The organism is Pseudomonas sp. AS2.8 (assembly GCF_014190935.1).
GTDB lineage: Bacteria > Pseudomonadota > Gammaproteobacteria > Pseudomonadales > Pseudomonadaceae > Chryseomonas.
The window spans coordinates 1,381,842-1,406,649 of the sequence record NZ_JACHVV010000001.1; the positions used below are offsets into that span (position 1 = coordinate 1,381,842).

The 24,808-nt window shown below is 69.5% G+C and carries 20 protein-coding genes; 2 read left to right on the plus strand and 18 right to left on the minus strand.

Features of this window, described 5'->3' with window-relative positions; all coding sequences use genetic code 11:
* Positions 1-1,326, plus strand: coding sequence for a tetratricopeptide repeat protein (locus tag FHR73_RS06265; RefSeq protein ID WP_183630046.1), 1,326 nt, complete (start codon positions 1-3; stop codon positions 1,324-1,326).
* Positions 1,327-1,335: 9 nt separating this feature from the next.
* On the opposite strand, the gene FHR73_RS06270 is transcribed toward FHR73_RS06265, so the two are convergent.
* The 4 genes from FHR73_RS06270 to FHR73_RS06285 are packed head-to-tail and all read right to left on the minus strand — an operon-like array spanning position 1,336 to position 5,674.
* Complete coding sequence (locus FHR73_RS06270) at positions 1,336-2,703, minus strand: glutamine synthetase family protein (RefSeq protein WP_183630047.1); 1,368 nt, start codon at positions 2,701-2,703, stop codon at positions 1,336-1,338.
* The gene (locus FHR73_RS06275; protein WP_183630048.1) at positions 2,700-4,100 is read right to left on the minus strand and encodes an aspartate aminotransferase family protein; all 1,401 of its coding nucleotides are present in this window, start codon (positions 4,098-4,100) and stop codon (positions 2,700-2,702) included. Before FHR73_RS06275 ends, FHR73_RS06270 begins: the two co-directional genes overlap by 4 nt.
* Positions 4,101-4,140: 40 nt before the next feature.
* Positions 4,141-4,896, minus strand: a complete 756-nt coding sequence (locus FHR73_RS06280; protein ID WP_183630049.1) for an SDR family NAD(P)-dependent oxidoreductase — start codon at positions 4,894-4,896, stop codon at positions 4,141-4,143.
* 1 nt (position 4,897) lies between these two features.
* Entirely contained in the window at positions 4,898-5,674 is a 777-nt protein-coding gene (locus tag FHR73_RS06285) for an SDR family NAD(P)-dependent oxidoreductase (RefSeq protein WP_183630050.1), read from the minus strand.
* A gap of 86 nt (positions 5,675-5,760) precedes the next feature.
* On the opposite strand from FHR73_RS06285, the gene FHR73_RS06290 reads away from it, so the two are divergent.
* The gene (locus tag FHR73_RS06290) at positions 5,761-6,657 is read left to right on the plus strand and encodes a LysR family transcriptional regulator (RefSeq protein WP_183630051.1); all 897 of its coding nucleotides are present in this window, start codon (positions 5,761-5,763) and stop codon (positions 6,655-6,657) included.
* Positions 6,658-6,662: 5 nt separating this feature from the next.
* Here the strand turns inward: FHR73_RS06290 and FHR73_RS06295 are convergent, their stop codons facing one another.
* The 14 genes from FHR73_RS06295 to FHR73_RS06360 all read right to left on the minus strand — a co-directional run bounded on the left by FHR73_RS06295 (position 6,663) and on the right by FHR73_RS06360 (position 24,780).
* Positions 6,663-7,274 (minus strand): RraA family protein, encoded by a 612-nt coding sequence (locus FHR73_RS06295; protein ID WP_183630052.1) that lies wholly within the window; start codon positions 7,272-7,274, stop codon positions 6,663-6,665.
* Positions 7,259-8,044 carry an IucA/IucC family C-terminal-domain containing protein gene (locus FHR73_RS06300; RefSeq protein WP_183630053.1) on the minus strand — a complete coding sequence of 262 codons (786 nt, stop codon included), beginning with the start codon at positions 8,042-8,044 and terminating at the stop codon, positions 7,259-7,261. The genes FHR73_RS06295 and FHR73_RS06300 overlap by 16 nt, the downstream gene beginning before the upstream one ends.
* Positions 8,035-8,832, minus strand: coding sequence for an ABC transporter ATP-binding protein (locus FHR73_RS06305; protein ID WP_183630054.1), 798 nt, complete (start codon positions 8,830-8,832; stop codon positions 8,035-8,037). The genes FHR73_RS06300 and FHR73_RS06305 overlap by 10 nt, the downstream gene beginning before the upstream one ends.
* A gap of 10 nt (positions 8,833-8,842) precedes the next feature.
* Complete coding sequence (locus FHR73_RS06310) at positions 8,843-9,874, minus strand: iron chelate uptake ABC transporter family permease subunit (RefSeq protein WP_183630055.1); 1,032 nt, start codon at positions 9,872-9,874, stop codon at positions 8,843-8,845.
* On the minus strand, positions 9,864-10,865 hold the full coding sequence (locus FHR73_RS06315; protein ID WP_183630056.1) for an iron ABC transporter permease: 1,002 nt from the start codon (positions 10,863-10,865) through the stop codon (positions 9,864-9,866). The genes FHR73_RS06310 and FHR73_RS06315 overlap by 11 nt, the downstream gene beginning before the upstream one ends.
* Positions 10,862-11,779 (minus strand): ABC transporter substrate-binding protein, encoded by a 918-nt coding sequence (locus FHR73_RS06320; protein ID WP_260175612.1) that lies wholly within the window; start codon positions 11,777-11,779, stop codon positions 10,862-10,864. The genes FHR73_RS06315 and FHR73_RS06320 overlap by 4 nt, the downstream gene beginning before the upstream one ends.
* Complete coding sequence (locus tag FHR73_RS06325; RefSeq protein ID WP_183630057.1) at positions 11,769-13,619, minus strand: IucA/IucC family siderophore biosynthesis protein; 1,851 nt, start codon at positions 13,617-13,619, stop codon at positions 11,769-11,771. Before FHR73_RS06325 ends, FHR73_RS06320 begins: the two co-directional genes overlap by 11 nt.
* Positions 13,616-14,392, minus strand: a complete 777-nt coding sequence (locus FHR73_RS06330) for an HpcH/HpaI aldolase/citrate lyase family protein (protein ID WP_183630058.1) — start codon at positions 14,390-14,392, stop codon at positions 13,616-13,618. Before FHR73_RS06330 ends, FHR73_RS06325 begins: the two co-directional genes overlap by 4 nt.
* Positions 14,386-16,227 (minus strand): IucA/IucC family siderophore biosynthesis protein, encoded by a 1,842-nt coding sequence (locus FHR73_RS06335; RefSeq protein ID WP_183630059.1) that lies wholly within the window; start codon positions 16,225-16,227, stop codon positions 14,386-14,388. The genes FHR73_RS06330 and FHR73_RS06335 overlap by 7 nt, the downstream gene beginning before the upstream one ends.
* A complete protein-coding gene (locus FHR73_RS06340; protein ID WP_183630060.1) occupies positions 16,224-17,630 on the minus strand; it encodes a DHA2 family efflux MFS transporter permease subunit in 1,407 nt (468 codons plus the stop codon). The genes FHR73_RS06335 and FHR73_RS06340 overlap by 4 nt, the downstream gene beginning before the upstream one ends.
* A complete protein-coding gene (locus FHR73_RS06345; protein ID WP_183630061.1) occupies positions 17,627-18,835 on the minus strand; it encodes a type III PLP-dependent enzyme in 1,209 nt (402 codons plus the stop codon). The genes FHR73_RS06340 and FHR73_RS06345 overlap by 4 nt, the downstream gene beginning before the upstream one ends.
* Positions 18,828-20,600 carry an IucA/IucC family siderophore biosynthesis protein gene (locus FHR73_RS06350; protein WP_183630062.1) on the minus strand — a complete coding sequence of 591 codons (1,773 nt, stop codon included), beginning with the start codon at positions 20,598-20,600 and terminating at the stop codon, positions 18,828-18,830. Before FHR73_RS06350 ends, FHR73_RS06345 begins: the two co-directional genes overlap by 8 nt.
* 70 nt (positions 20,601-20,670) lie before the next feature.
* Positions 20,671-22,044, minus strand: a complete 1,374-nt coding sequence (locus tag FHR73_RS06355) for a diaminobutyrate--2-oxoglutarate transaminase (protein ID WP_183630063.1) — start codon at positions 22,042-22,044, stop codon at positions 20,671-20,673.
* 339 nt (positions 22,045-22,383) lie between these two features.
* Complete coding sequence (locus FHR73_RS06360) at positions 22,384-24,780, minus strand: TonB-dependent receptor (RefSeq protein ID WP_183630064.1); 2,397 nt, start codon at positions 24,778-24,780, stop codon at positions 22,384-22,386.
* Positions 24,781-24,808 lie beyond the last annotated feature (28 nt).

Here is a 24,808-nt window from a genome sequence, read left to right on the forward strand (position 1 = left end):
ATGTCTAGCCTCTACACCGACCGCTACGACCTGCCCCTGTCCACCTCCTCTGCCCTTGCCGCCGACCGCTATCGAGCTGGCGTCGACCTGCTGCTGTCGCTCTGGCCCGGGGCGGCCGAAGCGCTGGACGAGGCCATCGCGGCCGATCCCGACTTCGCCCTGGCGCTGGCAGCGCGGGCGCGGCTGCAAATGATCGACAACCAGGCCGGCGCGGCCCGGGAGACCATCGCGCGGGCACAGCGGCTGGTCGAGCGGCATGGCACGGAACGCGAGCGCAGTCATGTCGAGGTCGTGCGGCGGCTGATCGCCGGGGAAGCCGCCCCGGCGCTGCAGGGCGCGCTGGAGCATGCCGAGCGCTGGCCGCGCGACATCCTGATCCTCGGCCTGCCGCTGGGCGCCTTTGGCCTGCTGGCGTTTTCCGGGCGGGCCGATCACGACCAGGCGCGGGTCGACCTCTGCGAGCGCCATGCCCACCATTTCGCCGCTGACGACTGGTGGTTCCTGACCTACCGCGGCTGGTCCCATGGCGAAAACAACGACGTGGCCCGTGGCCGAGCGCTCACCGAGCGGGCGCTCGAGCGGCGCCGTCACAACGTCAATGCGGCCCACGCCCTGACCCATGTCCTGCACGAGTCCGGCGACAGCCAGGCCGCGCAGGCCCTGATCGCCGGCTGGCTGCCCGAGTATCCCCGCCACGGCACCCTGCATGGCCATATCGCCTGGCACGGCGCCCTGGTGGCCCTGGAACAGGGTGACAACCAGGGCGCGCTGGACCTCTATCGGCGCTTCGTGGCGCCGGCGGCGTCCACCGCCGGCCCGCTCAATAGAGTCAGCGACAATGCCTCCTTTCTCTGGCGCCTCGGGCTCTATGGCCATGAGGTGCCCGCCGAGCTGTGGCAGGCCACGGCCGCCAGTGCGAACGGGCTGTTCCAACAGCCGGGACTGGCCTTTGCCGACGTCCATATGGCGCTGATCGCCGCGGCGACCGGAGATCGGCTGGCGGTGGAAGCCCGGGTCGCCGGACTGGAAAGTCGTCTGCGCGACGGCGCCCTGCCCGCCGGGCCGGTTGTCCCCCTGCTCTGCCGCGCCCTGCTGGCTTTTGCCGAGGAGGACTACCCGGGTTGCGCCCGGCTGCTGGAGCCGCTGCGCGCCGACGTCCCCCGCATCGGCGGCAGCGGCGCCCAGCGCGAGGTCATCGAAGACACCCTGCTGGTCGCCCTGCTGCGCGGGGGTGAACAGGCCAGGGCCGCGGCGCTGCTGGACGAGCGGCTGCACCGGCGGCCCTCGACCCGAGATCGGCGCTGGCAGGCCAGCCTGGCGTTCTGAAGAACGATGTCAGGCGTGGGTCAGATACCAGCGCCAGTCCTGCTCGCCCACCTCGGCCATGAATTGCCGGTATTCCGCACGCTTGATCGCCAGGTACACCTCGATGAAGCGCTCACCCAATGCCTCCCGGATCCAGCTGGAGCGCTCCAGCGCCTGCAGCGCGGTCAGCCAGTCGGTGGGCAGGAAGTCGGTGGCCTGCTCGTAGCCGTTGCCGACGATGGCCGGCCCCGGGTCGCGTTCGTCTTGGATGCCTTCGTGGATGGCGGCGAGGATGGCCGCGGCCGCCAGATAGGGATTGGCATCGGCGCCGCAGATGCGGTGCTCGATGTGGCGACTGCTGGCCGGACCGCCGGGTACGCGCAGGGACACGCTGCGGTTGTTGACCCCCCAGCTCTTGGCCAGCGGCGCATAGCTGTTGGCCTGGAAGCGGCGGTAGGAGTTGGCGTTGGGACAGAAGATCGCCAGGGCCTCCAGCATCCGGTGCTGCATGCCGCCGATGGAATGACGCAGTAGCGGCGTGCCCTGCGGATCTTCGCTGGCATAGAGGTTGTTGCCCTCGGCGTCGGCCAGACTGACGTGCAGGTGCAGGCCGCTGCCGGCCTGGTCGCCGAACGGCTTGGCCATGAAGCAGGCCTGCAGGCCATGACGGTTGGCCACGCCCTTGACCAGGCGCTTGTAACGAATGCCTTCGTCGATGGCCTGGAGGGCATCGAAGCGGTGCAGCAGGGTCAATTCGAGCTGGCCGGGGGCGTATTCGGAGATGGCCGTGCGCACCGGCAGACCCTGCACCTCGCAGGCGGTGTAGAGGTCATCGAGAAAGGGTTGCAGCTGCTCCAGCTCGTAGACTCCGTAGACCTGCGGCGCGCCGGGTCGCACGCCATTCATCTGCAGCGCCGGTTGCGGCCGGCCCTGGGCGTCGCGGCTGCGGTCGAGCAGATAGAACTCCAGCTCCACCGCCATCACCGGCTGGAAGCCGTCGGCCTGCAGCCGCTCGATCACCCGCACCAGGGCATGCCGGGGATCGGCGGGCGTGGCCGGCAGGCCCTGGGTCGGGTGCATGCTCACCTGCACCTGGCCGGTCGGGGTGCTGCGCCAGGGTTGCAGGGTCAGGCTGCCGGGCAGCGGATAGGTCCAGCAATCGACATCGGCGACCTCCCAGACCAGGCCGGTGGCCTCGACGTCTTCCCCTTGCAGGGTCAGCGCCAGGATGGAGCTGGGCAGCGGCCGGCCCTCCTCGTAGATGGCCAGCAATTCGTCACGGTGCAGCAGCTTGCCGCGCGGCACGCCATTGGCATCGATCAGCATGAGTTCGATGCTGCGCACCTCGGGGTGGGCGGCGAGGAAGTCGCGGGCTTCCTGGGCGTCGGCGAAGTTCATGGCTGACACTCCCGGGCGCCGGGCAGCGCCAGCAGTTCGCCGAGGCCCTGGTCGAGGGTGGCCAGCAGGCAGTCGACGTCCGCTGCATCGAGATCCGGGCAGCACAGGGTCATGTTGTGAAAGGGCGTGATGAGGATGCCCCGGTTGATCAGGTAGAGGTGCAGCGCCTGCTGCAGGCTGTCGTGGAAGGCGGCTTCCGCCTCGGCGCCGGTGGTGGGCGGCGTGGCGCAGAACTGGAATTCGCAGCGGGCGCCCAGCTCCGTCACCGACCAGGCCAGGCCATGGCGGGCGATCACCTGGCGCAGGCCAGCGGCCAGTCGCGCCGCCAGCGGCAGCATCCGCGCATAGGCGGCCGGGGTCATGACCTCTTCCAGGCTGACGCGCAGGCAGCGCATGGCCAGGGCATTGGCCGACAGCGTGGTGCCCATGCCGCTGTGCCCATGGCCGTGGCTGGTCTCGCTGGCGTGCTGCTGGGCCAGGCGCATGGCCTGGGCCATCTCGTGGCTGCAGCCATAGGCCGAACAGGGCACGCCACCGGCGATGGGCTTGCCGAAGGTGATGAAGTCCGGCTGGAGATTCCAGGCGCGGGTGCAGCCGCCGGGGCCGGTGGACAGCGTATGGGTCTCGTCGATGATCAGCAGGGTGCCGTACTGCCGGGTCAGGGCGCGGACCTGCTCCATGAACCCCGGGGCGGGCAGCACCATGCCGATGTTGGTCATGGCCGGTTCGCAGATCAGCGCGGCGACATCGCCTTTCGCCAATGCCGCCTCCAGCACCGCGAGGTCGTTGAAGGGTACCGCCCGGCTGGTCTCGGCAAGGTTGTGGGCCTGGCCGATCAGGCCGCCGCGGTGCACGGTGCGCCCCTCCTGATGGCGCACCATGACATCGTCGACGGTGCCGTGGTAGCAGCCGTCGAACACCAGCAGCATCTTGCGATTGGTGATGGCGCGCGCCCAGCGGATGACATAGCGGTTGGCGTCGGTGGCGGTGGTCGCCACCTGCCAGAACGGCAGGCCGAAGCGCTCGGCGAGCAATTCCCCGGCGACCACCGCATCCTCGCCGGGCAGCATGGTGGTGAGTCCGCGCGCGCCTTGCTCGGCCAGGGCCCGGGCGATGGGCGCCGGCGAGTGACCGAACATGCTGCCGGTATCGCCCAGGCAGAAGTCGATGTATTCGTGGCCGTCGACATCATGGAAGCGCGAGCCCTGGGCATGGCTGACGAACAGCGCGCTGGGCATCGACCAGTCGTTCATCCAGTGCATGGGCACACCGCCAAACAGCGAGTGCCGGGCCCGCTCGGCCAGGGCGAGGGACTTGGGATTGCGCGCCAGGAAGCGCTCGCGTTCGGCCGCGACAAAGGTCTGCACGGCGGCTTCGCTGATACCACTGGTGGTCATGTCGGATTCCTCTCGGGATGGAGGGCGAATCGGCCCGGGCTCAGTGCCCGGCCGAGACGCCGCAATCGATGGCCAGATCGGCGCCGGTAATGGAACGGGCGGCGGGTTGGCACAGGAAAAAGGCCAGCTCGGCGACCTCCTCGGGCTGGATGAAGCGCGCCTGCTCGCCTTGCGGATATTTCTCCAGCAATTCCTGCAGATAGGCGGCGGGATCGCCGTCGCCATAGCGTTCGGCCTGAAAGCTCAGCATGGGCGTCGCCACGTCGCCGGGGGAGATGCTGTTGCAGCGCACCCCGCTGGGCGCCAGATCCAGCGCCAGGGCCTTGGTCATCAGGGTCACCGCGCCCTTGCTGGCGCAGTAGACGGCGGCATTGCGATTGCCCTGGCGACCGGCATCGCTGCTCAGGTTGACGATGGCGCCCCGGGTATCTCGCAGCGCGGGAATGGCCGCGGCGCAGAGAAAGAAGCTGGCCTTGAGATTGACGTCCAGCACCAGGTCGAAGTCTTCCTCGCTGAAGGTCTCGGCCGGGCCTTCGCGCCAGACACCGGCGCAATTGACCAGGGCGTCGAGCCGACCGAGGCGGTCCAGGGCGCTGGCGACCACCTCCCGGCTGGCGCTGGCCTGGCGCAGGTCGGCGGCGTGCTGGCCGGCAAGGTCGCCTTCGGTCTCCAGCGCCGCCAGGGCCGCGGCATCGAGATCGGTACCGAAGACCCGCCAGCCCGCCTGCAGAAAATGCGCGCGCACCGCCTGGCCGATACCCCCCAGTACACCACTGACCAGCACGACTGGCTGCATGTCAGGCCCCCTTGTTTTCGATGCGGCTGTTGCCGCCGTCCACCACCAGGTATTCCCCGGTGATGTAGCTGGCCTCGGGCGAGGCGAGGAAGGCCACGGCGGCGGCGACCTCGGCGGGACGACCGGCGCGGCCCACGGGTACCCGGGTCGCGGCCTGCAATTCTTCCGGCAGGCTGGAGGCGGTCTCGATCCAGCCGGGCGCCACGGCGTTGACCGTGATGCCCTGGCCGGCCACCTCCAGCGCCAGACTCATGTTCATGCCGACCATGGCCGCCTTGGCCGCGCTGTAGGCGGCTGCCTGCGGAATGCCCGCCCGGGTGCCGGTGGCGGAACTGACGTGGACGATGCGGCCATAGCCGCGCGCCTGCATGCCGGGCAATACGGCGCGGGTCAGCAAGAAGGCCGTGGTCAGGTTGCGCGCCAGGGTCAGATTCCAGTCGGCCAGGGTCATCCGCGCCACCTCGACCAGGGGCTCGGGACTGCCCTGCATGGCCATGCCGGCATTGTTGACCAGGATGTCGATACGGCCCCAACGCGCCTCGGCCCACTGGCAGAAGTCGCCAACGGCCGCCTCCTCGGTGAGATCCAGCGCCCGGCCTTCAGCGGTGAAGCCGGCGGCGCGCAATTCCGCCACCCGCTCCGCGATCCGGGAGCTGCTGGCAGTGACGATCAACCGCGCCCCTGCCGCACCCAGGCGCCGGGCGATCGCCATGCCGATACCGGCTTCGCTGCCGGCACCGCTGATCAGGGCCACCTGGCCCGCCATCGACTCGCTCATGTGACTGTCTCCGTTAAGGTCTGGCTGGACTCTAAGCCGGTCTGGCTGATACAAAAAGACGATCGTTATCAACGAAACTGACAATCATGGCCTTTACCAGCGAAACGCTCAGGGTCTTTCTCGCCGTGATCGACGAGGGCTCCTTTTCCGCCGCGGCTCGCGTCCTGGGGCGGGTGCCCTCCGCGGTGAACATGGCGATCTCCCAACTGGAAGCCGAGCTGGACCTGGTGCTGTTCGACCGTGCCACCCGCAAGGCCCTGCCCACCCCCGCCGCGCGGGCCCTCGAACCCCAGGCGCGGCAGGTGGCCAGCCAGCTCACGCTGCTCGACGCCCATGCCCTGCAGTTGCACGCAGGGCTGGAACGGCGCTTCGTGCTGGTGATGGCGCCGGAGTTGCAGACCGGTGCCTGGAGTCGGCCGCTGGTGACCCTGGCCGAGGAATTTCCGGCCTTGGAAATCGAGATCCGCTCGGCGGCACGCGCCGAGGCGATCCGCCTGCTGCACGAGGGTAGCGTGGACATGGCGCTGATCTTCGAGCGTCCGGGGATCAACGCGCTGGAGGGCTTCGCCGAGGCCGGCAGCCAGTTGCTCACGGCGGTGGCCGCGCCCGGCTATCCCGCCTCCCGCCAGGATCGGCCACTAGGCGAAACGCTGATGGCCGACACCCGCCAGATCGTAGTGGCCGGGGGCGATCGCAATGCCTCGGATCCGCAGATCGTGCTGTCGCAACGGGTCTGGCTGACCGACAGCTACCTGGCCACCCTCGATCTGGTACAGGCCGGGCTGGGCTGGGCCTATCTGCCCCACCCACTGGTGCGGCCGCTGATTGCCGCCGGCCTGCTCGAACAGGTGCAATTCGACAACATGGCCAGCCAGATCCGCCGCTGGATCGACGTCATCTGGATCAAGAATCGCCCCCAGGGCCTGGGCGCGCGGCGCTATCTGCACCTCTTGCGCGAACAGATCGGCACCAAGCCGGAATAGCGGCTTCAGCGCCCTTCGGTGAGCCGCTGCAGCAATTGCGCCCGTCGCGCCTGGTCCGCGGCCTCCTTGGCCAGCGCACCGGGCAGCAAGGCTACGGCCCGGGCGGGCGACAGGACGAACAGGCCGTCGTCGTCTCCCAGGGCCAGGTCGCCCGGGCAGACGCGGGTCTCGCCGAGCTGGAGTTCGACATTCAGTTCGCCCAGCGCCTCGCCACCCTGGGTGGTGATGGCGCTGATACCGCGATGGAAGATCGGCAGGCCGAGCTGACGAAGCGCCTGGACGTCGGTGATGGCGCCGCTCACCACCACACCGGCCAGGCCCTTGACCAGGGCGGCCAGGGTGCGCAATTCGCCCCAGCAGGCGCAGTGGGGATCGCCAACGGCCTCGATCACCAGGACGTCGCCCGGCCGACTGGCGATCAGCGCCTCGCGCAACAGGGCGCCGTGGGGCAAGGGAATGCGCGCCGTCACCACCCGGCCCAGCAGACGCGTATCGGCTACCACCGGCTTGAGTTCGGGCAGGTAGCCCGTGCGCCCGAGATGGCCCAGGGTCGAGGCGGATACCTCGGCGTAGCCGGCGATCAGCTCGGCCGGCAGCTCGCTCAGGGGGCCGGGCATACGGCCTCCCGGGGACGGATCAGCGGGCAGTTGGTGCAGTATTCGGCGGGCGCCGTGGCCTGGTAGTAGAAGCAGCAGGTGCGCCGGAAACGAACGGGACGTCCCACGGTATTGGCCGTTGCGGGCCGGCGGAACTGCGCCAGCGGATTGGTCTCCAGCCCCAGCTCCGCCGGCGTCGCCGCCAGCAGCCAGGCGAAGTCCTCGGCGCAGCGGGCACGAAGGGCCGGATCCTCCAGCTCGGCGAGGCGCCGGTCATACAGTGAATAGAGCCGCACCGCCGCGTTCTCCCAGAGGATGCGGGGCGAGACGCGGCCGACCCGTGCCAAGTTCTCCCAGAGCGGCCGCAGCAGCTCGCCGAACAGGGTGCGGGCCAGCAACGCCCGGGCCGTGGCGTGATCGTCCACGGCGGGCAGTGGTCGGGTATCACTCAGCGGCAGGGCCGATCGCCAACGCCCCTGGACGTGCCCAGCCTCGATCCAGACATTGCCGGGCGTCAGGTCCAGGCACCGGTCATAGGCCGACAGGGCCTGGAAGGCCACCCCGGTGGTGAGAAAGCCCAGGCGCTTGGTCAGCAGCGACGCCGCGACCCGCCGCGTGGGCGCGTCCATCCGCGCCGCCAGGTCGTCGAGCAACTCGGCGCAGCGTGCGGCGTCCAGCCAGGCGGCGACCGGGTGGCTGTGCTGCCCGTCGCGCTCACTGGCTTCGCGCAGGCCGAAGGTGGCGCGCAGCGTGTCCCGCTGGGCGCAGTCGAGGGTGGGCCTCAGGCACATGGCGGGACCTCGCGACCGAAGGGAATGCACAGCGGCGTGCCGAAATAGGGATCGGCGATGATCCGGCACTCCAGGGCGAACACCTCCCGTACCAGGGCTTCCGTCAATACCGCCGCGGGCGCGCCCTGGGCATGGGCGCGACGCTGGTGGACGGCGACCAGGTGATCGGCGTAGCGGCAGGCGAGATTGAGGTCGTGCAGCACCATGACGATGGTCTTGCCCTCCTCCCGATTCAGCTGGCGCAGCAGGTCCAGCACCTCGATTTGGTGCGCCAGGTCCAGGTAGGTGGTGGGTTCGTCCAGCAGCAGGCAATCGGTGTCCTGGGCCAGGGTCAGGGCGATCCAGGCGCGCTGGCGCTGCCCACCGGAGAGGTCGTCCACCGGTCGCTCCGCCAACGCCAGCAGGTCGGTGAGGCGCAGCGCCTTGTCCACCGCCGCGGCATCGTCCGCCGACCATTGGCGCATCCAGTTCTGGTAGGGATAGCGGCCCAGGCTGACCAGCTGGCGCACGCTGATGCCCTCGGGCGCCACCGGGGTCTGTGGCAGTACCGCCAGTTGCCGGGCCAGGGCGGCGGTGGACTGCCGGTGGATGTCCTGGCCGTCGAGCAGCACCTGGCCCTGGCGCGGCTCCAGCAGCCGGGCACAGGCCTTGAGCAGGGTGCTCTTGCCGGAGCCGTTGCTGCCGATGAGGACCGAGACACGCCCCGGCGGTAATTCGAGGTCGAGGGCCTCGATGATGGTCTGGGTGCCGTAGCCGAGGGTCAGGCCGCGGCTGGCCAGGGTTGCCATGAAGACTCCTTCAGGGACGCTGCCGGATCAGCAGGTAGAGGAAAAAGGGCGCCCCCAGGGCGGCGACGAAGATGCCGGCCGGCAGATCCAGGGGCAGGAACAGGGTACGACCCAGGAGGTCGGCGAGCATCACCAGCAACGCCCCCACCAGGGCCGCCATCAGCGCCTGAGCGGCGAAACCGGCGGGCAGCAGGCGGCGGGCGATATGGGGCGCGATGAGGCCGACGAAGGCGATGGCGCCCCCCCAGGCGATGGCCACCCCGGCCAGGGCCACGGCCAGCGCCAGCAAGACCGCGCGTTGCCGCTGCAGGCGCACCCCGAGACCACGGGCCAGGTCGTCGTCGAGTTGCGCCAGCACGGCGTGGCGCGCCAGGGCCGCCAGTGGCAGCAACAGGGCCAGCCACCACCGGCCCAGGGCGCGCACCTCCGGCCAGCTGGCGCCATAGACGCTGCCGGTCAGCCAGACGTAGGCCGACAGCGTGGTGGTCAGCGGGCTGAACACCAGCAGGAAGGTGGTGGCCGCGGCGAGCATGGCCGACACCCCTACCCCCACCAGCACCAGCCGCAACGGCGAGGCGCCGTGATTCCAGGCCAGGCCATAGACCAGCAGCGCCGCCAGGCCCGCGCCGAGCATCGCGGCCAGCGGCAGGCCATGCGGCCCCAGGCTGCCGGCCAGAACCGCCAGGTAGAAGACCGCCCCGGCGCTGGCGCCACTGGTGATGCCCAGCAAATCCGGCGAGGCCAGGGGATTGCGCACCTGGCCCTGCAGCAGCAGGCCGGAGAGCGCCAGGGCGCTGCCGACCAGGGCCGCCAGCAGCGCCCGCGGCAGGCGCAACTGGGTAACGATGAAGCCCAGGCCGCCGCCCTGCCGTTCGACCAGCGCGGCGAACACCTGGGTCGGCGTCAACCAGACCTTGCCCAGGCACAGGCACAGCAGCAAGCCCGCCAGGGCCACCAGCGCGGCGACGGCCAGCCGCCCCAGGGTAGCCGGGGCCAGGCGGCGGGAAAAGCGGCCGAGTCGCCAGACGATCTCAGCGGCCATGGTGACCTCCCCGGCGCGCGAGATGGATGAAGAAGGGCCCGCCGAACAGCGCGGTCATGATGCCCACGGGCACCTCCTGGGGCAGGATCACCACCCGCGCCAGGCTGTCGGCCAGCACCAGCAGCAGGGCCCCGCCCAGGGCGCAGCCGGGGATCAGCCAGCGATGCTCGTGTCGTGCGCGGGCCAACAGCCCGCGCATCAGGTGCGGCACCATCAGGCCGATGAAGCCGATGTTGCCGGCCAGGGCCACGGCGCTGCCGGCCAGGCAGATCACCAGCACCCCGGCCAGCAGCCGGATCAGCCCGATGGGCTGGCCCAGGCCGCGGGCCAGGTCGTCACCGGCGACCAGCACATCGAGCTGCCCGGCCAGGACCGCGGCGGCGCCCAGGGCCAGCAGGCTGAACACCAGCAGGGGCGCAGCCGTGGTCAGGTTGCGCTCACCCACCGAACCGGCCAGCCAGAACAGCACGCTGTCCAGGCCCTCCTGGTTGATCACCAGCAGCGCCTGGCTGAAGGCGGTGAACAGGGCCGCCAGGGCGGCGCCGGCCAGCACGATGCGCAGCGGCGTCAGGCGCGCCTGGCCCTGGTTGCCCAGGGTCCAGACCAGGGTGCCGGCCGCCGCTGCGCCCAGCAGCGCGCAGAGCACCCAGCTTTCGGTACTGGACAGCCCCAGCAGGGTGATGCCCAGCACCAGGGCGAAGGTGGCCCCGGCGTTGATGCCGAACAGCCCCGGCGAAGCCAGGGGATTGCGCGTCATGGCCTGCATCAGGGCGCCAGCCACCGCCAGGTTGGCGCCCACCACCAGGGCGACCAGCAGGCGCGTCAGCCGGGTGGTGTTGACCAGCGTGGCGTCCAGCGCCAGCGAGGGATCCTGCACCAGCGCCGCCACCACGGTACCGGGCGCGATCCAGCGGGCGCCGACCGAGAGACTCAGCACGGCCGTCAGCACCAGGGCCAGCGCGAGCAGCAGCAATCTGAAGGGCGCGCTCATGCGGCCCCCTGTTCGGCCAGGACGCGCTCGATATCGTCCAGCAGCCGATTCGCCGCGAGCATGCCGCCGCCCAGGCTCCAGGCCACCCCATCGACCCGCCAGACCTGCCCGCTTCGGGGAGCGCTCAGGCGTTGCCAGAGCGGGTGCTCGACCAGACTCGCGTAGTTGCGCTGCACCGCGGCCTGGTCGGCACGCAGGAAAAGGAAGAAAACGTCGGCTTCCACCACCGGCAGGCTTTCCCGCGAGGTCAGCTTGATCGAAGGCGCGGCGCTGCCCTGGCTGGCCGCCGGCCAGGCGAAGCCCAGCTCGCTGAGCACCCGCCCGGCGAAGCTGTCGGGCAGATAGCTGCGCAGGTGATCGGCCCGCACGTCCAGAACCGCCACCGTCGGCGGCCACTGGGCGCCGTAGTGGCGTTGCAGCGCCTCGCGCAGACGGGCGATGCGCGCCTGCCAGCCCTGCAGCAGGGCCGTGGCGTCCGCTTCACGCCCCGCGGCGGTGCCCAGGGCCAGCAGGGTCTGCTTGAATTCGAAGACCTCCTCCAGCATTACCACCGGGCACAGCTGCTGCAGCAAGGGAGCGATGCGGCCATGGCGAAAGCGCGAGGCCACGATCAGGTCCGGCGCCAGCAGCGCCAGGTCCTCCAGACTCGGCTGGGTCTCCAGACCCAGTGAAGGCACCCCCGCCAGCGCCGGGCGCAGATAGCGATAGACGGGTTTCTCGCTCCAGGACTCGACCACCCCGCAAGGCCTGAGCTCCAGGGCCACGGCGCTGTCGGTGGCGCCCTGGAACAGCGTGGCCACGCGCGCGGACTGCGCCCGGGCGACGCCCGGCTGTAGCGCCAGGCCGGTGGCAAGAACGCCGCCGAGCCCGAGGAGCCGGCGGCGGGTCATGGCGGAGGAAACACTAGCGGGCATGGCTCACCTGATGAAAGGGATTGACCACCCTGCCTTTGCCGAACGGCATGCTGCCGGGCCCACCGGCCCGCTCGATCATCGGGCGCAGCAGCCACTTCTGCGGCCAGTCCGGCGCCTCGAACAGGGTCTCCCGGAGCAGCGCCCGCGCCTCGGCGTCGAAGTCCAGGGCCGCGATGCGCTCCTCCAGTACCTCGCGCAGCAGCGTCCAGGCGGCGGTCAGGGGGACAGCGTAGCAGCTCGAGACGGTCTCGAAGATGGCCCTGAGGTTGACCTGGATGCCCAGGGTCTGGAACCAGAACAGCAGCTCGCGCGGATGCTCGTGATAGAGCGTCTGGGCATGACCGGGCTTGATCCGGTATTGCGGATCGGCCAGTCCCTGGCGCTCCAGCCAGGGCACGTACAGGCGCAGGGAGTCATGGTCGCGTAGTAGCAGGCCCTGGATGCGTCCGGCGCGCCAGACCAGCACGGCGTTCTGCCCGTGCACCTCGCCGAGCAGGCCGAGGCGGAACAGCCGCAGGTTGAGATCGATGAAGCTGTGGCACAGCTCACCCAGCAACAGGTGGACGTTGGCCGGCGTCGGCGCCAGCGCCCGGGCCGCCAGCCAGTCATCGAAGAAATGCCGGCGACTGCCCGGCAACGGCGTACCGAGCGCGGCCATGGGCAGCAGGCGGCAGTCCGGATCGGCCAGCAGCGCCGCGGGATAGCCGCGCACCATGGCCGAGAGATGCCGCGGCGCCTCGTCGAACAGGGTCGCCGCTGGCGGCATGAAGGCCCACCAGCGCGACTCGTCGCACAGGTGCAGGCCCTCGGCGAGCACTGGGTCCAGGGCCCGCGCCTGGCGCAGCAGCGCCTCGCTGCGCGAGCCATTGATCATCTTCACCGCCGGCAGGTAGCGCGAGGCGCCCAGGGAATGCACCGCCATGGGCAGCTTGAGCTGCGCCACGCCCGCGCCTTCCTCCATGAGCATGGATCTCAGCGACGAGGTCGCGTGGCAGCGTGCGCCGGCGAAATCCAGCTGCTGGCAGACGCCACCGGCGAAGGCCTCGTCCAGCCGGCCCGGTAATCCTTCGGCGAGTTGCCAGGGGTGTACCGGCAGCGCCACGTGAGTCGCCGCCAGGCCGCGCTGCTGCAATTCGGCCTGCAACTCGGCCAGCGCCGCCGGGGTCAGCAAGTCGGCCGCCGGTCCCTGGGAATCGGCCACCACGCCCTCCCCACACAGCAGCTGATCGCGGCGCACCGCGACCCAGGCCAGGCACACGGGTTGACCGAATTCGGCCTGGTAGGCCTGGTAGTCGGCATCGCTCAGCCCCAGCTTGGCCTTGGCCAGGGGGTGATAGGGTCGATCCCGCAGGGCCGCCCAGCGTTCCAGTTGCAGGAAGGCGGCCTTACCGTCGCCCTCCAGCAGCGGACCCGGGACCAGGGGTTGTTCCAGGGACAGCCGGGTCTGCCGCAGACTGGTGGCCAGGGTCTCGCGCAACAGCGCGATGCCCCGCGCCTGCTCCGGATCGGCGGCCGCCTCGGCGAACACCAGGGTGACGAAGGCCTCGGGCGTAAGGGTGCTCCAGGCGTCGCCCTGGCGCGCCAGGATCGGCGTACCGGGCACCTTCACCCAGGCCTGGGTAATGCCCGGGCGCACCCGCGCGGCGATGAAACGCTGCTCGCGGGGATCGCAGCAGCACTCCCAGAGGCGCTCCTCGGGGGCCGCCAGCTGCAAGGTGGCGGGATGTTCCGCGGTCGCGGCCGTCAGGGTCACGGCCATGGTGGCGAAGACGTCTTCGGCCAGCAGGCAGTCGAATAGGTCCTGCAGGATCAGGTCGGTGGCGAGGGTCTGGGCGTTCATGGGGATTCTCCGCAGGAATGGGCGGTCAGGCGGGCCTGCAGGGCCCGAAAGGCGATGCCGCGCTCGTCGCCGAGCACGAAGGTGGTGACGCCCCGGGCGCGCCAGAGGTCGAGATCCTCCGGGCGCCGGGGGATGGCGCAATAAGGCGTGCCCTGGCGCTGGGCGGCGGCCCAGGTCTGGCGCAGGGCCTCCTGCACCTCCGGGTCGGCGATGCGCCAGGGGCGGCCGAGGGATTGCGACAGGTCCGCCGCCCCTTCGAGCAGCAGGTCCACCCCAGGCAACGCGGCGATTTCCGCCGCCCGGGCGACGCCCGCGGCGCTCTCGATCATGGCGACCACCAGGATCTGCGCATTGGCGCGGGTCACGTAGTCGGCCAGGCTGGTCTTGCCGAAGGAGCCCGGGCGACCGGCATTGAGGCTGCGCTCACCCTCCGGGTGGTATTTGCAGGCGCGCACCGCGGCGGCCAGCACCGCCGGGTCTTCCACGCAGGGCAGCACGATCCCCTGGGCGCCGGCATCAAGCAGGCGCAGCAGCCGCTTGGGCTCGGCATCCGGTACCCGCACCAGCGGCGTGAGGTCGTAGCTCTCGGCGGTGCGGATCATGTTCTCGAGGGTTTCCGGATTGATCAGCACGTGCTCCATGTCGATGATCACGAAGTCGTAGCCGGCTTCGGCGATCAGCTCGATGCTGGCGGGCGTGGGCAACGAGGCGAACAGGCCGTGGCTGGGCGTGCCGGCCGCCAGGGCGGCCTTGAGTCGATTGCGCCTCAGCATGCGGCGAGCCGATAGGGATGCAGGGGGTTGGCCACCGCCTTGAATCGTCGCTCGCCATCGCCCAGCAGGCGCCGCTTGGTCAGCTCCTCCACCTCGAAGGTGGGAGCGAAGACGTCGAACAGTGCATAGCGCTCCCGGTGCTGGGGATGGGCGCGCTGGTAGTCGAGGATGACCGTGGCGGTCGCCTGCCAGAAGTCGGCCTCGGCCAGGGTGAAGTGCTGGCGCAGGAACACCGCCAGCTCGCCCAGGGCGATGAAGAAGAAGGCATCGCAGGTGAAGTCGCGCACCGCGTCCACGTCCTCGGTGAGGATGAAGGAGTTGCGGTTGATCCGCGCGTGGCTCGCCGGCAAGGGCTCCAGCGTCGGGCGCAGTGCCGGACGCGCCAGGTGGCGCTCGGCGTAGCGCACGCCGTCGTGGAAGTCCTTGAGGGCGATGCGCAGCGGCCAGCCGTCGCGGTGGATCAGCACGATGTTCTGGCCATGGGACTCCATGCCGATGCCTTCGGCGTGGAGCATGTGCATGAGCGGCGTCACCGTGACCTTGAGCAACTGCCGCAGCCAGGCGTCGAGGCCGTGGCGCTCGATCCAGGTGGCGACGAAGGGCCGCGGCGCGTCCTGGCCGTAGCGATTCTCCACCTGGGTCAGGCCGTTGAAGGGCACCGCCTGTTCATCCGCGCGCAGATAGGCATGGATGCTCTCGCGCCAGACGGCGCCAAGGGTGCCGTAGACCTGGCCCGCGCGGCTGACCGGCAGCGGGCGACTGTCGTAGGCGACGCCGGCGACCTCGCCGAGCACCACGAAGTCCAGATCCCGGGCCGTGGCATCGGTTTCGATCAGGCGCTGCAGCCAGTCGGTGATGAGCGGGCCGTTGAGCACCGTGTGGCGCGCCAGGATGCGGGTGCTGGAGGTGTTGGTCAGACACATCGCCAGCTTGACGTAGGGCCGCTCGGGCGTACTGCGATTGGCCAGGGTGCGGATTGATTGCTGGGCCGCGTAGCTGTCGCGGGAGGTACCCAGGTAGAGCAGCTCGCCACTCACCAGTTCGGGCTGGAACAGCGCGACCAGGTGCTGCTCCCACTGCCAGGGATGCACCGGGATCAGTTGGTAATCGTCCAGCGCCCGCCCCTGTTCGCGCCACTCTGCGGCCAGGGCCGCCCAACGCTGGGCGCCGAATTCCTCGGCGATGAAGGCCGGGAAGTCCAGGCGGCTGGAGTGCCCCACCGAGGCCCGCTCGCGCGCCAGGGCCAGCCAGACCAGCTGGATCGGCTCGCCGAATTCCGGTCCGTAGCGGCGATTCTCGGCCAGGGAGAAGCCGATGCGCGACTTGTAGCAGGGATGGTAGCCATGGGCGTCCATGAAGTGCCGCTCCAGCGCGTCCACGTCCAGCTCGTGGGCCGGACGGTCAGGACGATAGTCCTGACGACGCGACTGCAGATCCTTGAGCAGCGTCTGCTCTAGCTCCTGGACGAAGCGCGGCCACAGCGGCGAATCGCTCTGCTCGCCGAGCAATTCGGCCAGGGTCTCGTGCAGCGTCGGCGCGCGGCTGCCCTGGGCGTCCTGGCGCACCAGGCGCTGCGGGTCCAGGCGGATCAGGCCGAAGCTGGCATCTGCGGGCGCATAGCCCAGGTACTGCACCGGTGTGCCATCGGCGGCGGTACCGGCCAGGCGATACGCTGCCAGACCCTCGGCCTGCGGCTGGACCTGGGCCTTGAGCACCTCTTCGTAGATCAGCGTCTGCAGCAGCTGCGCCACCACGCGCTGCTCGACCTGACGATAGAGGGCGGCGTCGGCGGGCGACGGCCAGGGCTGCGCGGGAAGTGAAAGCTGAGCGGTCATGAGTACCTCCGAACGGAAAGGGGTTGAGCGGCGGGAAAGCGCCAGGCCGAGGGCAAGGCCAGCAGGATGAACAGGCCGGTGGCGATGAAGGCGTCCTGGATGGCGACGCCGGTGGCGGCCTGGCGCGGTCCCCAGCCGGCCGCGCCGCCCAGGCGCAGTTCCAGCCACAGGGAGGCGGCCACCACGGCCACCGAGGACACCAGGCGTCGGGCGATGTTGTTCATGGCCGCGCCCTGGGTGACCTGGGCGTCCGGCAGGCTGTTGAGGCCGGCGGTGGTGGCCGGCATGTAGGACAGCCCCAGGCCGACGCCGCGCAGCACCATCAGCGCGCAGATCCAGGCCAGTCCGGCATGGCTGCCGACCACACCGAGGGCCAGGGTGGCCAGGCCGCTGAGGGTCAGGCCGGCGGCGATCACGCCACGGGGTCCGCGGCGATCGAGCAGCCGACCACCGACCTGGCCGAACAGCGCCGCCGCCAAGGCCGTGCAGAGCAGCGCCAGGCCGGTCCAGAGCGCGCTGTGGCCCAGCACCAGCTGGATCAGCAGCGGCAGCAGCACCAGGCACTCGAACATGCCCACCGCCTGGACCACGGCGATGATGACGCTGGCCCGGTAGCCGCGCAGGGCGAACAGGCGCAGCGGCAGCAGCGGATGGCTACGTCGCAACTGCAGCCGGACGAAGGCCAGCAGGCACAGGAAACCGGCGGCCAGGGCCAGCAGATTGAGGGGTTCGGCCAGCGCCGCCAGATCGCGCAGCCGGCCGAGGGTCACCAGCAGCAGTCCCAGGCCGCTGGCGATCAGCAGGTAGCCGGCCAGGTCGAAGGGCTTATGTTCGCGGGGGCCATCCGCCGGCAGCACCACCTGCCCCATGGCCAGGGCCAGCAGGCCCACCGGGACGTTGAGCAGGAACAGAGCGCGCCAGTCGAACACCTCCAGCAGCAGGCTGCCGCACAGCGGCCCCACCGCCGGCGCCAGCATCACCGCCCCACCCCACCAGCCGGTCACCCGGCCACGTTCTTCCTTGGGATAGACGGAAAAGATGATGCCCAGCGCCAGGGGAATCATCAGGCCGCTGGCCACCCCCTGGACCATGCGCGCCAGCAGCACGCCGGCGATGGAATCGGCCAGGGCGCCCAGCGCCGAGCCGGCGATGAAGGCCAGCAGCCCGAGGCGATAGAGTCGCCGCCGCCCGATGCGCCCAGCGAGAAAGCCGGTCAGCGGCATGGTGATGCCCATGGCGACCATGAAGCCGGCGACGATCCAGCTGGCCAGCAGCGGCCCCAGGTCGAAGGCGGCGATAAAGGCCGGCAGCGCCGGGTTGAGCGCGGTATTGGCCAGGCTGACAGTGACCGTGCCCAGCAGCACGTTCACCGCGACCCAGACCCGCGGGATCACTGCGCTCACGCCGGGACACTCCCGTTCCCGTCGAGGAACAGCTGCCGCGGACGCGGATGGCAGAGGAAATCCGCGTGGGAGATGTTGTAGCCATAGGCGCCGGCCAGGGGCAGCACCAGCAGGTCGCCGACCCGGACCTCACCCAGCGGCTGGCCACGGCTGAGGATGTCCTTGGGGGTACAGAGCTGGCCCACCACCGTCCAGGCCTTGCCTCCGGTCGCAGTCGCCCGCCCCTCGCGGGGCAGGTGCAGCACCGGATGATCGTGCCCCTGGGCCACCGGCAGGCGGAACTGGTGGGTCCCGCCGCGGCAGACCAGGAAGTGCTGGCCGTGGCTGGTCTTGGTATCCAGCACCTCCATGGCGTAGTAGCCGCAGAAGGCCGCGAGGAACCGTCCCGGTTCGAAGCGGATCAGCGGGGGCTGCGCCTGTTCGGCCAGACGATCGCGCAGGTGCCCGCACAACCGCGCCCAGTCGAATGGCCGGCCTTCGCGATAGTCCACGCCGATGCCGCCACCGACGTTGAGCCGCACCAGGCTCTCCGGGCGCCGGGCCAGGCCGCGCCAGTGCGGCCAGCGCTGCAGGTAGAAGTCCAGCAGTTGCAGATGGCGCTCCACCGAGTGCTGGTGCGACAGGGCATGCACATGGAAACCCTGCAGCTGCAGGTGACTGGCCGCCTCCACCGCCGCCACCGCGGCGGGCAGATCGGTCTCGTCGAAGCCGAAGGGCGTCGCCGTACCGGCCATGGCGAGGGTACTGGTCAACCCGGCCGGCAATTGCGGATTGATGCGGATGTACACCGGCTGCAGCCGTCCCAGGGAAAGCGCCAGGCGTTGCAGGCGCTGGATCTCGCCGAGGCTCTCCAGGTGGATGGCTTCGACCCCGGCGCTCAGGGCGGTGCGCAGGTCGGAATCCAGCTTGCCCGGACCGGAGAAGATGAACGGCTTGCGCTGCGGGCAGGCGGCAAGGCGGTCGATCTCGCCACCGGAAGAGATCTCGAAGCCATGCACCAGCGGCGCCAGGGCCGCCAGGATCGGCGCCTCGCTGTTAGCCTTGATGGCGTAGTACAGCTCCACGCCCGGGGGCAATTCGGCCATCAGCGCGGCGACGTGCCGCCGCAGGGCGTCGAGGTCATAGACGAAGGCCGCCAGCGGATCGCCGGACTGCGCCTGGGCCTCCACCAGGGCGGCGCGGACCGCGGTCGGTAGCTCAGCCATGACGCACCTCAGCGGCCCAGGGGCAAGGCAACTGCACGTAGCCGGCGTGGCGGTCGGCCTGGGCGGCGAGGCGCACCTTGAGATTGGTCTTGCAGGGAATCGGCTGGCCGGCGATCAGCGCATCCAGCTCGGGCGCGGCGCGCTGCAGGTCGCGGCGGATGGCGATCAGCTCGGCTTCCACCTGCCGCCACAGGCGCGGCGCCAGGTGCGGACGCTCCCAGCTCAGCGCCAGCACCGCCTCGGCGAGGTTGTTGACGAACAGGCAGTAGGCGATGCGCCGCCAACCCTGGCCGCGGCTGTAGAGCAACGACTGGCGCACCCGCGGATGGACGTGGGCGTCCAGGGCCTCGGCGCCGAGGGTATCGGTCAGCTTGATGCCTTCGAAGTCGCGCAGCAGCAGCCGGACGGGCCGGCCATTGTCATGCACCAGCACGCAATTCTGGAGGTGCGGCTCCAGCACCACGCCGTGCTCGAAGAACAGTCGCAGCACCGGCCCCAGCAACAGCCGCTGGTAATCCTGGAACCAGGCGAGCCGCGCCTGATCGCTCGGCTCCTCGCCACCGCAGCGGCCGAGGAAGTCCTGCAGCAACGGCTGCAGGCGGGTGTCGCGGGCGAACAGGGTGCCGGCCAGCAGGCAGCAGTCGGCGCCATGCTCCAGGCAGAAATTCTCGCGCAGGATGGCGCCGGTCTGCTCGCGGAACCAGCGCTCGTCCTCGGCACTGGCGGCTGGCGGTGCCCAGCTCAGGGCACCCGGCTCGCGCACCATGTCGAGCCCCACCACCCGCCCCTGCAGGCGTTGCATGAGGCGATCGACGATCAGGGTGCTCTGCAGTTCGTACCAGGCGTTCTTGCGCACGCAATTGGTGATGCGCACATTCAGCGAGCCCTTGATGAAGAAGGCATGGCCTGGGCGGTACCAGGTGCGCATGGAGGCGGTGGGACTGGCCAGGGCGCCGCTGGCGCCGTGATCGCGGATCACCCCCTGGCTGACCAGCGCCTGGACCCGCGGATCGCCCAGGAACAGCTGCGCCTGGACCGGGTGCAGCACGATACGCGCCCGCTCCGGGGCGGCCTGCGCCTGGTCCACGAAGCCCTGCAGCACCTGGGCGTCGCTCAGGCCGTTGCCGGCCACCTGCAATCCGGCGCGCGGCACCTCCAGCACGTGCATGGGGGTGCTGGTGTGCAACTCCGGGGCATAGGCTTCGGCCGGCAGGGGCTCCGGCCAGCGGCGTGCCTTGGGCGCCGGGTGATTGGGATGGCCGAACCACAGGCCCTGCTCGCTGGCCAGGTAGTCGCTGAGCGGCGCGGGATGTCGGGTGACCTGCACGTGGTCGACGATGGCCGCCGTCAGGCGCTGGCTCTGCAGGACCTGCTGCAACAACTCGCCATTGTGGGCGCCGGCGAGTTCTTCGCAGGCCTCCAGCAGGAAATCGATGAAGGCGGGAAAGTCCGGGCAATACCAGGCCTGGTCACCGCGTCTTACATAGATATCGGATAGATAACGCTGGCTGCCGAGTTCATCCTGTCGATCGACGACCAGAAAGAATTGGCGGTCTCCGGGAAAGTTGATCAGCAAGGGTACGCCGCCGTCTTGCAACCAACTTAGATAGTTGGCCGGGGCTATACCACGCCGATCTTCCGGCCAAATATAAGTCAGGCACTTTTCCGGCAGGGCGAATTCCTTGATGAGGCAATTCATCAGGGCATGGGAAGACGCCAGCTCGCTGACGATGCGGGAAAGCAGCGTGGATTCGAAAGAAGTCATGGCAGTGTCCAGGAGGTTGCGCGTCGCGGGGAGCGATCCGGTGTCACGGCACTCGGGTGGTGCCTTGTGCTCAGCCACGGGGCTCGGCCAGCGCCGCGACGAGGGCCGTCTCCAGGCGTTCGAGCAGCACCAGGCAGTGGCTTTCCTGCAGGATCAGCGGCGGCAGCAGCCGCACCACGTTGCCGTCGCGGCCGCCGCGTTCGAGCAGCAGCCCCTGGGTGAAACAGTGGCGCTGAATGGCGGCGGCCAGATCCGGATCGGCCGGCAGGCTGCCGAGCGCATCCGCCGCGCCGCCCGCAGCGACGATCTCCAGGCCCAGCATCAGGCCCAGGCCACGGACGTTGCCGATGGCGGGGAAACGCTCGCGCAGCCGCTCCAGATGACGCCTGAGCCAACCGCCGAGCTGGGCCGCATGGCTGACCAGACCCTCGCGCTCGATGACCTCCAGGGTGGCGAGCCCGGTCGCCATGGCCAGCTGATTGCCGCGGAAGGTCCCGGTATGGCCACCGGGCTCCCAGGCATCGAATTCGCGGCGAATCGCCAATAGCGCCAGCGGCAAGCCACCACCCACGGCCTTGGACAGCACCAGGATGTCCGGCTCGATACCGGCATGCTGGCAGGCGAACAGCGCGCCGGTGCGGCCGAAGCCGGTCTGGACTTCGTCGACGATGAGCAGGATGCCGTGTTCCCGGGTGACCCGGCGCAGGGTGCGCAGCCAGGCCACCGGTGCCGGGTTGACGCCACCCTCCCCCTGCACCGCCTCGACGATCACCGCCGCCGGCCGGCAGACGCCACTTTCCACGTCGCCGAAAAAGCGCTCCAGATAGCGCGCCAGGGCATCGGAGCCCAGCTCGCCGCCCAGTCCCAGCGGGCAGCGGTATTCGTGGGGATAGGGCAGGAATTGCACCCCGGGCATCAACCCCGCCACGCCCTGCTTGGGCGCGAGATTGCCGGTCACCGCCAGGGCGCCATGGGTCATGCCGTGGTAGCCGCCGGAAAAGGCGACCACGTTGCTGCGTCCGGTGACCTTCTTGGCCAGCTTCAGCGCCGCTTCCACCGCATCGGCGCCGGACGGCCCGCAGAATTGCAGGCAGTAGTCTTCTGCCCGACCCGGCAGCAGGCCCAGCAGGCGCTCGCTGAAGGCGTCCTTGAGCGGCGTGGTGAGATCCAGGCTGTGCATCGGCAGGCCGCTGCCGAGAAAGTCGGTGATGGCGGCGGTAACGGCGGGATGGTTGTGCCCCAAGGCCAGGGTGCCTGCCCCGGCCAGGCAATCCAGGTAGGTCTTGCCTTCGACGTCGGTCACCCAGACGCCGGCGGCCTTGGCGATGGCCAGCGGCAGCTTGCGCGGATAGCTGCGGACCCTGGATTCGAAGCGCGCCTGGCGAGCGAGAAAGAAGGCGTTATCAGGTACTGCGGTATCTCGACTGAGGGATGGTTGAAGCATGGCGTCAGACCTCGGGACGTTTATCTTCGGTAACGATAATCAGTTTCATTCTCATCCTTCAACCGCTATTCCCACTAATAACGCAGTCTTTGAACTCGCCCAACTTTCATCAATATGCGCACGATAAGAGGCCCGAACTCACTGCAGTCCGTTATTGAAATAGCTCGGCAATAATCTTGATAAGGCTCTTGTTTCAGCTATATCCGCATAACACTCCTGTCGATGAATAACGGACTTCAACTAAATTACGCAGCCATGTTCCGCCCGTAATTGACTGCCCCTAAATCTGCCGCTGCGCAGGACTGCACGAGCCTTGCGCCGCGGCGGGCCCCGGCGGCGTTAGAACGCCAGGGTGGTGGAGAAGACGAAAGTCCGCGGCGTGGAGATCGTCAGGCCGGGTTCGCTGTCGTCGGAGGCGCCGGCAGAGGCCCAGTAGCGTTCGTTCATCACGTTCTCCACCGAGGCCCGCAGGGTCACGCGGGTGGCGTCGACCTTGAAGGCGTAGCGCGCGCCCACGTCGAAGCGATGCCAGGCGTCGATTTCCTTGCTGTTGGCCTGGTCCAGGTACTGGGAGCTGGTGTAGATCCCCCGTCCGGTCAGGGTCAGGCCCGGCACCGCCGGGATGTCCAGTTCGGCACCGAGGTTGGCATTGAGCCGAGGCGTGGCTGGGGCGCGGTTGCCATCGAAGGTGCCGCCCACGGTGTCCTTGAGTTCGCTGTCGATGTACATCAGGCCGCCAAGCACGCGGAAGCCCGCCAGCGGCTCGCCGAACACGCTCAGCTCCGCCCCGTCGTTGACCCGCTTGCCATTGGGACCGAAGGTGCGGCTGGTGGCGTTGGTCTCGTAGGCCGGCTGCTTGATGCGGAAGGCGCTCGCGGTCACGGCCACGGCGCCGAAGTCGTACTTGGCGCCCACCTCCGCCTGGCGGCTGATGAAGGGCGGAAAGATCTCGTCCTCGTTCAGCGCGGTGGACGGCGCGATCTTGCCCTGGCTGAGGCCTTCCATGTAGTTGGCATAGAGCGACAGCCGCTCGGTGGCCTTGAACAGCACGCCCGCCGAGGGCGAGACCTTTTCCTCGTCGTAGGCGGTGGGTTGCTTCACGCCGTCGGACCAGTCGTCCACCTTGACCCGCTGCCAGCGGGCGCCGAGGGTGACCAGCAGGCGATCGTCGAAGAAGCCCAGGGTGTCGGCCAGGGCCACGCCACTGAAGCGGTTCTCGGTGTAGTCCTTGCCGTCGGAGCGGGTCTGGATGCCCGGCGCGGGCAGGTCACTGGGGTTGTACAGGTTGCTCGCCCCACTGGCGTAGCGCCCGCCGCCGTTCTCGAAGTCCATGTAGAAGTAGTCGGCGCTGACATTGAGCTCGTGGCTGACCGGGCCGGTCTGCAGCCATTTGCGCGCGCCCAGGTTGGCGGTGCGCACGTCCTCGTCGCGGGTGAAGTCGCGCGGCTGGACGCTGAAATCGCCGGCGTCGTTGGTGATGGAAACATTGTGGCGCAGGAAATCATGATCGCTGCGACGCGCGCCCACGGCGCCATAGACCATCAGCGAATCGTCGATGTCGAATTCGCCACGCAGGGCGCCGAAGGTGTCCTTGGTCTGGGCGCGGGTCCAGCGCTGGGCGTAGTTGTGGCGCACGTCGTCGGCATCGGGCACCCGGGCGCTGGCGCCTACCAGCACCCGCTCCTGAGGCGCATCGGTGTCGCGCTCGGTGTGGCCGAGATCGAGGCCCAGGCGCAGGCGCTCCACGCGATAGTCCAGACCGAGCACGCCCATCTGGCGATCGACGTGCTGGTGATCCCAGGTGGTGTCGCCGGATTGCTTGACGCCGTTGAAGCGCATGCCGAAGCGATTGTCCTCGCCGAAGCGCCGCCCGATGTCGACCGCCCCGCCCACCTGGCTGTCGGAGGCATAGCTGCCGGTGATTTCGGTGATGGGCTGGTCGGTAGCGCGCTTGGGCACCACGTTGATGCCCCCGCCGACGCTGCCGCGCGGAGAGATGCCGTTGAGCAGCTGGCTCGGCCCCTTGAGGATGTCGACCCGCTCCGCCATCTCCATGTCGATGGAATAGGTCGGCAGCACGCCATAGAGGCCATTGTAGGCGACGTCGCTGTTGAACAGGCTGAAACCGCGGATGGTGAACTGCTCGAAGCGACCACCCGACGGATTGGTGGAGCGCACCGAGGGATCGCTGGCGATCAGGTCGGTCAGGGTGCGGGCCTGGAGATTCTGCACGGTCTGGGCGGTGTAGGACGTCTGGCTGAAGGGCGTGTCCATGAAGTCGCGATGGCCCAGCAGCCCCTGGGAGCCTTGCCGCGCGACCTGGCCACCGGCGTAGGGCGCGTCGTCCGCCTGCAGGCTGGTGGCGACGATGGAGGTGCTGGCCAGCTCCTGGACACCGCTGTCCTGCGGCGCCGGCGCCAGGGTGAAGTCGCGCTCGCCCAGCGGCTGCAGCCGCAGCCCCGAGCCGGCCAGCAGGCGGCTGAAGCCCTCCTCCACACCATAGTCGCCATTGAGCCCAGCGCTGTTGCGCTTGCCCACCAGCCCCGGATCCACCGCCAGGTTGACGCCGGACTCCGCGGCGAAGCGCGTCAGCGCCTGGGCGAGACTGCCGGCGGGAATCTCATAGTGCCGGCGGGCGGCCTCCTGGGCCCAGGCAGAACCCGCCCACCAGGGAGTACCACTCAATGCCACCAGCAAGCCCGTGCGCAGCAACGGACGCAATACCAACGCCACCATTGAATCCCCCTCCTTTGATTGTCCTATG